The organism is Azospirillum isscasi, from assembly GCF_030849505.1.
Lineage (GTDB): Bacteria > Pseudomonadota > Alphaproteobacteria > Azospirillales > Azospirillaceae > Azospirillum > Azospirillum isscasi.
Map to the genome: position 1 here is coordinate 25,452 of NZ_JAUJFI010000047.1, position 11,759 is coordinate 37,210.

Annotated in this window: 11 protein-coding genes; 5 read left to right on the plus strand and 6 right to left on the minus strand. The window is 68.8% G+C overall.

The window, feature by feature from the left end; genetic code table 11:
- Positions 1-14: 14 nt before the first annotated feature.
- The 4 genes from QSG27_RS11910 to QSG27_RS11925 form a co-directional block, all read right to left on the minus strand.
- A complete protein-coding gene (locus QSG27_RS11910) occupies positions 15-725 on the minus strand; it encodes an orotate phosphoribosyltransferase (RefSeq protein WP_200486148.1) in 711 nt (236 codons plus the stop codon).
- An 88-nt stretch (positions 726-813) separates the two neighbouring features.
- Positions 814-990: a hypothetical protein gene (locus tag QSG27_RS11915; RefSeq protein ID WP_170296000.1), complete on the minus strand. Its 177-nt coding sequence runs from the start codon at positions 988-990 to the stop codon at positions 814-816.
- A 3-nt stretch (positions 991-993) separates the two neighbouring features.
- Entirely contained in the window at positions 994-1,944 is a 951-nt protein-coding gene (locus QSG27_RS11920; protein WP_306706344.1) for a bifunctional riboflavin kinase/FAD synthetase, read from the minus strand.
- 173 nt (positions 1,945-2,117) lie between these two features.
- On the minus strand, positions 2,118-2,567 hold the full coding sequence (locus QSG27_RS11925; RefSeq protein ID WP_306706346.1) for a MaoC family dehydratase: 450 nt from the start codon (positions 2,565-2,567) through the stop codon (positions 2,118-2,120).
- 357 nt (positions 2,568-2,924) lie between these two features.
- On the opposite strand from QSG27_RS11925, the gene QSG27_RS11930 reads away from it, so the two are divergent.
- Positions 2,925-3,740 carry an SDR family NAD(P)-dependent oxidoreductase gene (locus tag QSG27_RS11930; protein WP_306706348.1) on the plus strand — a complete coding sequence of 272 codons (816 nt, stop codon included), beginning with the start codon at positions 2,925-2,927 and terminating at the stop codon, positions 3,738-3,740.
- A gap of 32 nt (positions 3,741-3,772) precedes the next feature.
- On the opposite strand, the gene QSG27_RS11935 is transcribed toward QSG27_RS11930, so the two are convergent.
- Positions 3,773-4,381, minus strand: a complete 609-nt coding sequence (locus QSG27_RS11935) for a septal ring lytic transglycosylase RlpA family protein (RefSeq protein WP_306706350.1) — start codon at positions 4,379-4,381, stop codon at positions 3,773-3,775.
- 140 nt (positions 4,382-4,521) lie between these two features.
- Here QSG27_RS11935 and QSG27_RS11940 point away from each other — a divergent pair, with 140 nt between their 5' ends.
- From QSG27_RS11940 to QSG27_RS11950, 3 genes are all read left to right on the plus strand, one after another.
- Complete coding sequence (locus tag QSG27_RS11940) at positions 4,522-5,487, plus strand: alpha/beta fold hydrolase (RefSeq protein WP_306706352.1); 966 nt, start codon at positions 4,522-4,524, stop codon at positions 5,485-5,487.
- Positions 5,488-5,598: 111 nt separating this feature from the next.
- Entirely contained in the window at positions 5,599-6,627 is a 1,029-nt protein-coding gene (locus QSG27_RS11945; RefSeq protein WP_306706354.1) for a DUF6352 family protein, read from the plus strand.
- 99 nt (positions 6,628-6,726) lie between these two features.
- The gene (locus tag QSG27_RS11950; RefSeq protein WP_306706357.1) at positions 6,727-7,191 is read left to right on the plus strand and encodes a bacteriohemerythrin; all 465 of its coding nucleotides are present in this window, start codon (positions 6,727-6,729) and stop codon (positions 7,189-7,191) included.
- Between the two features lie 60 nt (positions 7,192-7,251).
- Here QSG27_RS11950 and QSG27_RS11955 read toward each other — a convergent pair whose 3' ends face one another.
- On the minus strand, positions 7,252-7,737 hold the full coding sequence (locus QSG27_RS11955) for a PRC-barrel domain-containing protein (RefSeq protein WP_306706359.1): 486 nt from the start codon (positions 7,735-7,737) through the stop codon (positions 7,252-7,254).
- 542 nt (positions 7,738-8,279) lie between these two features.
- Between QSG27_RS11955 and QSG27_RS11960 the strand changes: the two genes are divergently transcribed.
- Positions 8,280-11,759 (plus strand): vitamin B12-dependent ribonucleotide reductase (locus QSG27_RS11960; RefSeq protein WP_306706361.1); only part of this gene is annotated, 3,480 nt, incomplete at its 3' end.

Here is an 11,759-nt window from a genome sequence, read left to right on the forward strand (position 1 = left end):
GCCTCCGGACGGCGTCAGTCGAAGCTGGCCTTGCCGCCGTGGGCGGCGGACCAGCCGACCGGGTCGTTCAGGAACTTCTCGACTTCCGACAGGGTGTTCTCGTCGAAATAGCGGTTCTCGCGGGCGACCTTCAGCACGTCCCACCAGGTGCACAGCTCGTGCAGGCGGACGCCGATGCGGTCCATGTTGGTCTTCGACTGCGGGAAGATGCCGTAATGGAAGATCACGAAGCTGTCGGTCACCGTGGCCCCGCCGTTGCGCAGCGCCGTGACGAAGTTCTCCTTGCTCTTGCCGTCGGTGGCGAGGTCCTCGACCAGGATGACCCGCTGCCCCTCGGTCAGCACGCCCTCGATCTGGGCGTTTCGCCCGAAGCCCTTCGGCTTCTTGCGGACATACTGCATGGGCAGTTCCAGCCGTTCCGCGATCCAGGCGGCGAAGGGGATGCCCGCCGTCTCGCCGCCGGCCACCGCGTCGATGCTCTCATAGCCGATCTCGCGCTCGATGGTCTGGACGGCGAAGTCCATCAGAGCCTTGCGGGCGCGCGGGAAGGACACGATGCGCCGGCAGTCGGTGTAGACCGGGCTCGCCCAGCCGGAGGTGAAGATGAAGGGCGTCTCGGCGTTGAAATGCAGCGCCTTGATTTCCAGCAGGATCTTCGCGGCGGTGGCGGCAATCGTTGCCCGGTCACCATTGGTCGGGGCGGGCAGGGCGGCGGCGGTGGTCATGGCCTAACGGCTCCCAGGGAGGCTCAAACTGCCCCGTGTGTAGCCCCCCGGCGTGCGAATCGCAATGGGGCGGGCTTGCCCTCCGCCGTCACTTCCCGGGCAGAGCCAGCGTGATGCAGCGGGTCAGCACGGGATTGCCGGTCATCTCGCGGTAGGCTTGGACGATGGCGGGCTCCGCGGCCTTGCACTGCTCCATCGTCTGGAACTCGATGGTGGTCGGGCCGCCCTGGTTCAGGATGAACAGCAGCAGGATCACGCGGTCCATCGCTCAGCCCTCCTTCCGGCCGGCGAGCACGGCGCGGGCCGCCGCGGCGTCCTGGACGATCTGATCCTTCAGCTCGTTGAAGCTGGCGAACTTGCGCTCCGGCCTCAGGAACTCGATGAGCTGGACGCGCAGATGCTGGCCGTACAGGTCGCCGTCGAAGTCGAGCAGGTGGGTCTCCAGCCGCTCCACCGTTCCGCCCACGGTCGGGCGGCGGCCCAGATTGGCCACGCCGTCGCGCCAGACGGTGCCCGCCCCATGGTCCACCCCGGTCCGCACCGCGTAGACGCCGAAGGCGGGGCGTTGATAGTCGGCCAGCTCGACGTTGGCGGTGGGGAAGCCGATGGTGCGGCCCTTGTGGTCGCCATGCTCCACGCGCCCCTCGATCTCCCAGGCGGAGCCGAGCAGGCGGGCCGCCTCGCGCGGGTTGCCGGCGACCAGCGCGTCGCGCACGCGGGTCGAGGAATAGACGCCGCCCGCATCGTCGGACACCGGCCCGACCTCGGTCACGCCGAAGCCGTGCTCAGCACCGGCCTGCCGCAGCAGGGCGGGGTCGCCGCCGCGGCCATGGCCGAACAGGAAGTCGTAGCCGCAGACGACGTGCCGCGCGCCCAGCCCGGCCACCAGATCCTCGCGGATGAAGGCGTCGGCGGTCTTGTGCAGGAAGCTCTCGTCGAAATGGCAGACGAACAGCAGGTCCACCCCCAGCGCCTCGACGTGGCGGGCCTTGACGCGGAAGGGCGACAGGCGGAAGGGGGCGTCGTCCGGGCGGAAGACGGAGCGCGGATGCGGTTCGAAGGTCATCACCGCCGAAGGCGCGCCGAGATCGCGGGCGATCCGCTGGGCGGTGGCGATCACCGCCTGATGGCCGCGGTGCACGCCGTCGAAGTTGCCCAGGGCGACGACGGCCCCGCGGGCATCCTCCGGCAGGTCGGCGGTGTGTCGGAACAAACGCATGCGTGCACGCCCTGATGGTCTGTGGGCCGCGGACGGCCCCCGGAAACGATGGCGGCCCGCCATCGGGCGGGCCAGGCCATGGGCGTCTTATATAGACCGGAGCCGGCGCGTGGTCTACGCACCGGCTTCAGGCAAGCCAATTCGGTTGGAAAGGGCTCGGCCGGAGGAGGCGGTCAGCCGCGGGACGGGACCATCAGCAGGGCCTCGCCCTCGATCACCACCGTCTCACCCACGGTGCAGACCGTGCGCACGACGGCGCGGCGCTTTTCCGGGATGATCTCGGTCACGGTGGCGCGGGCGGTCACCGTGTCGCCGGCGCGGACCGGCGCCTTGAACCGCACGGTCTGGCTCATGTAGATCGCGCCCGGACCCGGCAGCTTGGTGCCCAGAACGGCGGAGATGAAGCTGACGCTCAGCATGCCGTGGGCGATGCGGCCCTGGAACATGGTGCCGCTGGCGTATTCCTGATTCAGGTGGACCGGGTTGGTGTCGCCGGAGATGCCGGCGAACAGCACGATGTCCGCCTCGGTGACCGTCTTCGAAAAGGACGCCGTCATGCCGACGGACAGATCCTCGATGCAGTGGCCCTCGTTGTCCTTCACGACCTGGCGAACATCGTCCATAACGCGGTTCCTTTTCATCAAGCACCGGCGGTGCGGTGCGACAACACGTATGGTGCAGCGCGATATATGCACCGCAACCATGTGATGGCAACACGACTCGCCTGAAATAGTGAAAAAATCTCTAACCTCTTCCGAAAGAGGAGGACAGTCGAGGCGCTCCGCCTCTTTTCACCGCGCCGACGATTTCAGTTCCGTGACAGTAAAGAACCGGGGCGGGCCCGATTAATTTGTGTACCGACAAATTGCCGCGCCGCGCCGCGGAATGCGTGGCGACTCGGGAGATGGGCGGCTTGACTTCCGGCCCGCGCGGCCAACCGTCACCTCTCATCCCCTCCAGGCAGCGACGGAACCCGACCCATGCCCCACCGCTTCGCGCTGGTCACCGGCGGCACCTCCGGCATCGGCGCCGGCTTCGCCCGTGCCCTTCCCACCGACACCGGCCTTCTGCTGGCCGCCCGCAACGCCGAGGCCCTGACCGCCGCCAAGGCGGAACTGGAGGCCGCGGGACGCCGGGTGGAGGTGCTGGCCTCCGACCTGACCACCGACGAGGGGCGGAGCGCCCTGATCCAGAAGGCGGAGACGCTGGAGATCGATCTCCTCATCAACAACGCCGGGTCCGGCGCCTTCGGGCCGGTGCTCGACAACCCGCCGGAGGCGGAGCGGGCGACGGTGGAACTGAACGTGGTGGCGACCACGGTGCTGACCCGCGCGCTTCTGCCCGGCATGATCGAGCGGGCGGCCCGCGACGGGCGCCGCGCCGGGCTGATCCTGGTGTCCAGCACCGCGGCCTTCCAGCCGGTGCCGTTCCTGGGGACCTACTGCGCCAGCAAGAGCTTCATCCTGGCCTATGGCGAGGCGCTGGCGGCGGAACTGAGGCGCAAGCCGGTGGATGTGCTGGTGCTGTGCCCCGGCGCCACCCGCACCGCCTTCGGCAGGCGCGCCGGCTTCGCCCTGAACGCGCTGCCGGGGGCCGCCGACCCGATGGACGTGGCGCGGGAGGGGTTGCAGGCGCTGGGCCGCCGCACGGTGCATGTGCACGGCTTCGGCACCCGCAACATGCTGCGCCCCTTCCTGTGGTCGCGCCACGCGGCGTCGGGCGGGCTGGGCGCTCTGCTCGCCGCTTTCGACAGGGGCCAGCGCGCCGGGCGGACCGTCCGCCCGCCGCGGGCCTGAGAACGCGGGCCTGAGAACACAGCTCTGAGAACTCAGCGGTCCGAACCGGAACCGGTCTGCCGATCGGCGCCGGACGCGCCGGACAGGGCGTCCCGGTCCTTTCCGGCCTGCGGCTTTTCGGCGACCTGAGTCTTGTCGGCCTTCTCGGCCTTGGCCTCGACCTTTTCCTTCACGGCCTCGGTCGGCTGTTCGGACGGCTTGGCCTCGACGCGGACCGGGGCCACGCCGTCCTCGATCATGTCGATCTGCCGGGCGGCCTGCTTCGACAGGTCGATGACCCTCCCGTCCACATAGGGGCCGCGGTCGTTGACGATGACCTCGACGCTCTTGCCGTTGTCCTGGTTGGTCACGGTGACCTTGCTGCCCAGGGGCAATTCGCGCGAGGCGGCGGTCGGCTTGTTCTGGTCGAAGCGCTCGCCGCTGGCCGTCTTCTTCCCATGGAACGAGCCGCCGTAGAAGGACGCCTCGCCCTCATGGACGATGACCGGCTCGCCCTCGTCCGTGCGCTCCACGGCGATCGGCGGGACCGAGGCGTCCTTGGCGCTTTGCGGTTTGGACGACGGCTGGGCCTGGACGGCCATGGGGGACAGAGCCAGGGACAGGGCGCAGAGCGCCGCGGACAGGTTACGCGCCATGTGCATTCGAATGTACCTCCCATTGGACCTCGACAACATCCAGGGGAGGGCGGGGGTTCCGCCGGGTGGCCGGCCCCGTGCCGCGGGCTGGACCCGCCCGGCCCGTTGATGCTTCAATCGTCCGACCAACGAAGGAGAGCGCAGGAATGGCCGTGACCGTGGCGGATTTGGGGCCAGATCCGGGGCCGGACCTGGGTGTGGAGCCGCGGTTCGGCTGGTTGACGATGGAGGACGGGGCGAGGCTGCGCACCGCCCATTGGCCGGCGGCCACCACCCCGCCGCGCGGCACCGCGCTGCTGCTGACCGGGCGGGCGGAGTTCATCGAGAAATACACGGAGACGGCGGGGGAACTGCTGGCCCGCGGTTTCCAGGTCTTCGGTTTCGATTGGCGCAACCAGGGCCTGTCGGACCGGCCATTGCCCAACCGGCAGATCCATCACCTGGACAGCTTCGACACGCTGGCCGGCGACCTGGAGGCGGTGGTGGAGCGGATGGTGAGGCCGCGGCAGGCCGGGCCGCTGCTGGTGCTCGCCCACAGCATGGGCGGGCTGGCCGCCCTGCTGGCCCTGCTGCGCAACCCCGCCCTGTGCGACGCGGCGGTGCTGACGGCGCCGATGTTCGACATCTTCACCGGCCCGGTGCCGCGCCGCATGGCGGTCTGGCTGGCCGAGCGCCTCTGCGCCCGCGGGCGGGGCGCCGAATACGCCTTCGGCCAGCACGACTACGATCCGGTGGAGGGGCTGTTCACCCCCGCCAACCCGATCACCTCCGACCCGCGCCGCTACGCCGCTTTCCACGACGCCTTCCGCAACCGGCCCGAGTTGCGGGTGGGCGGGGTCAGCTTCGGCTGGGTGCGGGCGGCGCTGCGCGCCTCCGACCACATCCGCGTCACGGCGCCGCTGGAGCGGGTGACCACCCCCGTCCTGCTGCTGAGCGCCCCCGCCGACGCCGTCGTCCGCTCGGACGCGCACCGGCTGGCCGCGGCGCGGCTGGGCAACGCCGTGCTGAAGGAGCATCCCGAGGCCAAGCACGAGCTGCTGATGGAGCGTGACGCCATCCGCGACCGGGTGTGGGCGGACATCGACTCCTTCCTGGCCTCCGTGCATCTGTAAGTGCGGTCGTGCTAGGTCCTTGGCGCGGGCGGCGACGCGCCCACATGAGAGACGTTTTTACGCCTTAAGGGTCTGCATCCCATGTCCGATTTGCCCATGTCCGAGTTGCCCATGTCCGAATTGCGTCCCACCGATTTTTGGAAGGAGTCCGGTTTCCATCTGCTGACGCGCGACGCCGACGGCTGGCTGGCGGTCACGCCGGACTTCCTGCGCGCCTATCTGATGCGGCCCGAGATGCGCCCGCCCGAGGACGCCTGCGAGACCGAGCACACGCTGTTCGCCGGGCTGATGGACGATCCCGCACGCCCCGTCCCGCCGGGCATGGTGGAGGCGCTGGCCGACGCGGACGCGCGGGAGAACTGGGCGGTCTGGCTGGGTTTCCGCGACCGGCTGCTGGGTGCCGGCACGGTCGAGGGCTGCTACCTCCGCCTGTTCCGCGAGGGCGCGCGGGGCGTGCCGGGGCTGTTCATCGACCAGATGGCCCATGTGATCCTGCGCAACGTGCTGGACGGCACGCCGTCGGGCCTGCGTGCGCGGGCGGGGGAGCTGTTCTTCCGGCCCCAGACCGTGTCGGTGGAGGATGGGCGCGTCCGGCTGGCCGACAGCGAGACGGTGGAGATGCTGGCCGCGACCGGCGGCTTCGGCAGCCTGGGCCGGCTGGTGGTGGAGGCCGGAACCGCCCCGCGCTCCGTCGACCTGGACATCCTCGACGAAACCAACCACCCCCGCTACTGGGGGCGCGATTCCCGGCACGACACGGTGCTGGACGTGACCTTCGCCGCGGCGGGGCTCGACGCGCTGTGCCGCGTGCTGGAAGGCTGGGTGAAGCATTTCCTGGGCGTGGCGGTGTCGATCCAGCCGGTCCAGCGGATCAGCGACGAGCGCTGGGTCTGGCACGCCGGACTGGACGGGGAGGCCACGGCGATCCTCAACGACCTCTACAACGGGGCCGAGGTGGGGGAGGACCGGCTGGCCCGCATCCTGTCCCTGTTCCGGCTGGATTTCGCCGACCCCGCCGCCATGCGCGCCGACATCGCCGGGAGGCCGGTCTATCTGGCCATGGCGATGACCGCGGACCGCAAGCTGCGCCTCAAGCCGCAGAACCTGCTGGTCAACCTGCCGCTGGCACGGGCGAGCTGAGCGGCGGCCTTATATCCATAACAAAAGTGTGTCTATTTGCCGCCCCCGGCTGCGGGCGGGAGCGAGGTTATAAGGATGTTTCCTGAAGGGGGAAACGTCATGCAATTAAATACAATGCAGCCCAAGACGATGAAGCCGAATCTTGCCGATCCGCGCTGGGAGACGGTGGCTTGGCAGGACGGGTTCGGGGTCGGGCACGCGGTGATCGACGCCGACCACCGGCGCCTGTTCGAGCTGTTCAACGAATTCGTCACCGCGGTGAACACGTTCCGGGCGGACAGCGAGATCCAGGACGTTCTGGGGGAACTGCTCGACTACACCGACACCCATTTCGACCGGGAGGAGACGCTGATGCGCGAGCACGGCTATCCCGACTACGCCGCCCACAAGACGCTGCACGACAGTTTCGTCCGCCAGCTTCACGATGTGAACAGCGCGCTGGACGCGGGCGGCGAGAAGGGGGCCTTCGTGCTGGGTTTCCTCGCCAAATGGCTGTCCGGCCACATCCTGGGCGTGGACAAGAAGCTGGGCGCCTATTTGCGCGAGCGCGGGGTGGAGGCGTAAGGGCTCGATGCCTCTCCCATCCCCTCTCCCGGGGCGGGAGAGGGGATGCCTTCCGACATCTTACTGCTTGTTCTGAGTGCCGCCGCTGTTCTTCGGGCCGCGGTTCAGCGAGGTCATGCTGTCGCTGTACTGGAACTCCGGCATGTCGCGCACGCTCGCCTGGGTGACGTCGCGCAGCGTGATGGGGCCGTTGCCCGGCAGGACGTCGGCCAGCGCGATGTCCGCCGCGATCTCCTTGCCGCCGATGCCGAGGAAGCCGCCGCTCTGGATCACCAGAAGCTGCGCGTTGCCGTCCGGGCCGAGGATCACGTCGGTCACCTTGCCGATCTTTTCCCCGTCGGCGCCGATCACCGTGCGGCTCATCAGATGCTCGACGCTCGCGCCGCCCGATGGGTTGGCCGCCGGGCCGGCCGGCCGGGCGGTCTGGCTCTGGTCCATGATGACCGGATTCGGAGCCTGGGCGGAACCGCCGGCGCCGGTCTGGGCCACCGCGGCGCCGGTCGTCAGCGCCAGGGCGGACAGGGTCGCGATCACCGTCTTGTGCATGGAAGGTCTCCTCTTTCCACGGAACCGCCCCCTTCAACCGGGGGGAGGGGGAAAGGTCACGCCGGGCCGCCTGTGACATGTAGGGGGACACGAAGGGGCGGCCTGAACCGGGCGACTCGGGAGGCTTTCCGGAGGCCCCGCGGAAAGGCCGGTCCAGGGGGCAAAAGGCGGGCGGCGGGAGAAGGGCGTACCGCCGATTCGCTCCCCGCCAATCCCGCGGTCCGGCGGTCCCGGCCGCCCCGCGGAAATGACGGATTCCCTACAGGAACCGGGCGCCGGAGGCCCTTTCCCAGGGTCTAAATCTAGGGGGCGCGCAATTTTCCGCGGGAACCGGACGGGGGGTGGCCCGTTGTACGAAACGCGCCATATCTAGGAGGCAGGCCCGCGTCAAACACAATATCTTGGGATCGGGTCTTGCCTGTCCCCATCGATGGGGCTAGGATGCGCACCAACATACAGGGTGTTGCGTTCGTCAGCCAGCGCGAGCTGGGCCGCACGGAGCGCGACGCCCTGTTCGCCAGCCAGAGGGAGCACGAGTCACCATGCGGGTCCAGCGTCGTTTCACGAAAGAGGGTCAGGATGCTTACGCCGCTCTCGGCTTCCGCCGCACGACGAGCGAGATCCGCAACCCCGACGGCTCTGTGGTCTTCCAGCAGACGGACATCGAGGTTCCCGACAATTACAGCCAGGTCGCCAGCGACATCCTGGCCCAGAAGTACTTCCGCAAGGCCGGCGTTCCGGTCGCCCTGAAGGCGGTCGAGGAGAACACCGTCCCGTCCTGGCTGTGGCGCAAGACCGCCGACGAATCGGCCCTGGCCGCTCTCCCGAAGGAGAAGCGCTACACCGGTGAGAAGTCGGCCAAGCAGGTCTTCGACCGTCTGGCGGGCACCTGGACCTATTGGGGCTGGAAGGGCGGCTATTTCGACACCGAGGCCGACGCCCACGCCTTCTTCGACGAGATGCGCTTCATGCTGGCCGCCCAGATGGCGGCCCCGAACAGCCCGCAGTGGTTCAACACCGGCCTGCACTGGGCCTATGGCATCGACGGCCCCAGCCAGGGCCACTTCTACGTCGATTTCAAGACCGGCCTGCTGACCTCCTCGGCGTCGGCCTACGAGCACCCGCAGCCGCACGCCTGCTTCATCCAGTCCGTCGCCGACGATCTGGTGAACGAGGGCGGCATCATGGACCTGTGGGTCCGCGAGGCGCGCCTGTTCAAGTACGGCTCCGGCACCGGCTCCAACTTCTCCCGCCTGCGCGGCGAGGGTGAGAAGCTGGCCGGCGGCGGCAAGTCGTCGGGCCTGATGAGCTTCCTGAAGATCGGCGACCGCGCCGCGGGCGCCATCAAGTCGGGCGGCACCACCCGCCGTGCGGCCAAGATGGTCACGGTGGACATGGACCATCCGGACATCGAGGCCTACATCGACTGGAAGGTGACCGAGGAGCAGAAGGTCGCCGCCCTCGTCACCGGCTCCAAGATCTGCCGCGAGCATCTGACCGCCATCATGGCCGCGGCCCAGGCCGGCCAGGACGCGAAGGTCAACAAGGAGCTGAAGAAGGCCGTCAGCGCCGCCCGCAAGGCGCAGGTGCCGGAGAACTACGTCCAGCGCGTGATCCAGTTCGCCGCGCAGGGCTTCACCAGCATCGAATTCAAGACCTACAACACCGATTGGGATTCGGACGCCTACCTGACGGTGGCCGGCCAGAACTCCAACAACTCGGTGCGCGTCTCCGACGACTTCATCCAGGCCGTCCTGAACGACGACGAGTGGAGCCTGATCCGCCGCACCGACGGCAAGGTCCACCGGACGCTGCGCGCCCGCGACCTGTGGGACAAGGTCGGCTACGCCGCCTGGGCCTGCGCCGACCCGGGCGTGCAGTTCGACACCACCATCAACGACTGGCACACCTGCCCGGCCTCGGGGCGCATCAACGCCTCGAACCCGTGCTCGGAGTACATGTTCCTCGACGACACGGCCTGCAACCTCGCCTCGCTGAACCTGATGTCGTTCCGTCTGAAGGACGGTTCCTTCGACGTCGAGGCGTTCGAGCACGCCTGCCGCCTGTGGACCATGGTGCTGGAAGTCTCCGTGCTGATGGCGCAGTTCCCGTCCAAGGAAATCGCCCAGCTCTCCTACGAGTTCCGCACGCTGGGCCTGGGCTTCGCCAACCTCGGCGGCCTGCTGATGGCGTCGGGCCTGTCCTACGACTCAGCGGAGGGCCGGGCCTACTGCGCCGCCATCTCCGCGGTGATGACCGGCGTCGCCTACGCCACCTCCGCCGAGATGGCGCAGGAGCTGGGCGCCTTCCCGGCCTATGAGCAGAACCGCGACCACATGCTGCGGGTCATCCGCAACCACCGCCGCGCCGCCTACGGCGAGATGGAGGGTTACGAGGGGCTGTCGGTGAAGCCGGTGCCCTTCGTCGCCGACGAGTGCCCGGAGGCCGAACTGGCCCTGGCCGCCGTCCGTGCCTGGGACATGGCGCTGGAACTGGGCGAGCAGCACGGCTTCCGCAACGCCCAGGCCACGGTGGTCGCCCCGACCGGCACCATCGGTCTGGTCATGGACTGCGACACCACGGGCATCGAGCCGGACTTCGCGCTGGTGAAGTTCAAGAAGCTGGCCGGCGGCGGCTACTTCAAAATCGTGAACCGTCTGGTGCCGGAGGCCCTGCGCACGCTGGGCTACACCGCCGACCAGATCGCCGCGATCGAGCGCTACGCGGTCGGCCACGGCACGCTGAAGGGCGCGCCGGGCGTCAACCACGAGACGCTGGCGGCCAAGGGCTTCCCGGCCGACGTGCTGGAGAAGCTGGAGGGCAACCTCGCCACCGCCTTCGACATCAAGTTCGCCTTCAACCGCTGGACGGTCGGCGCCGACGTGATCGTCAACACGCTGGGCATCCCCGCCGAGCAGATGGACGCCCCGGGCTTCGACCTGCTGACCGCTCTCGGCTTCACCAAGGCCGAGCTTGAGGCGGCGAACACCTTCTGCTGCGGCGCCATGACGCTGGAAGGCGCGCCCTTCCTCAAGGACGAGCATCTGCCGGTGTTCGACTGCGCCAACCCCTGCGGCCGCATCGGCAAGCGCTTCCTGTCCTGGGAATCGCACATCACCATGATGGCCGCATCCCAGCCCTTCATCTCCGGCGCCATCTCCAAGACCATCAACATGCCGAACACGGCGACGGTGGAGGAGTGCAAGGACGCCTATCTGCTGTCCTGGCGCCTGGGCCTGAAGGCCAACGCGCTGTACCGCGACGGCTCCAAGCTGAGCCAGCCGCTGTCCGCCGCCCTGCTGGACGACGAGGAGGACGCGGTCGAGGAGATCGTCGAGGCGGCGAACACCGCCCGCACCCAGATGGTGTCCGAGCGCATCGTCGAGAAGGTCATCGAGCGCATCGTCGAGCGCAAGCGCACCGAGCGCGAGCGCCTGCCGCACCGCCGCAAGGGCTACACCCAGAAGGCGACCGTCGGCGGCCACAAGATCTACCTGCGCACCGGCGAGTATGAGGACGGCCGCATCGGCGAGATCTTCATCGACATGCACAAGGAAGGCGCCGCCTTCCGCTCGCTGATGAACAACTTCGCCATCGCGGTGTCGATCGGCCTGCAGTACGGCGTGCCGCTGGAGGAGTTCGTGGAGGCCTTCACCTTCACCCGCTTCGAGCCGTCGGGCATGGTGACCGGCAACGACACCATCAAGATGGCGACCTCGGTCATCGACTACATCTTCCGCGAGATCGCCATCTCCTACCTGGGCCGCACCGATCTGGCGCACGCCACGCCGGAGGATCTGGTGCCCTTCACGGTCGGCAGCGGCGACAAGCAGGGCGACCTGCCGGAAACCGGCGCGGTCCAGCCGTCGGACATCGTCCGCAAGGTCGCGTCCACCGGTTATGTCCGCAACAACCTGCGCGTCCTGAACGGCGGGCAGACCCAGCGGGCCTCCGCGGCGGCGGCCCTGGCCGCCACCGGCGCCGGTTCGGTCCAGGCCACGGCCACCGCCGCCCACGCGGCG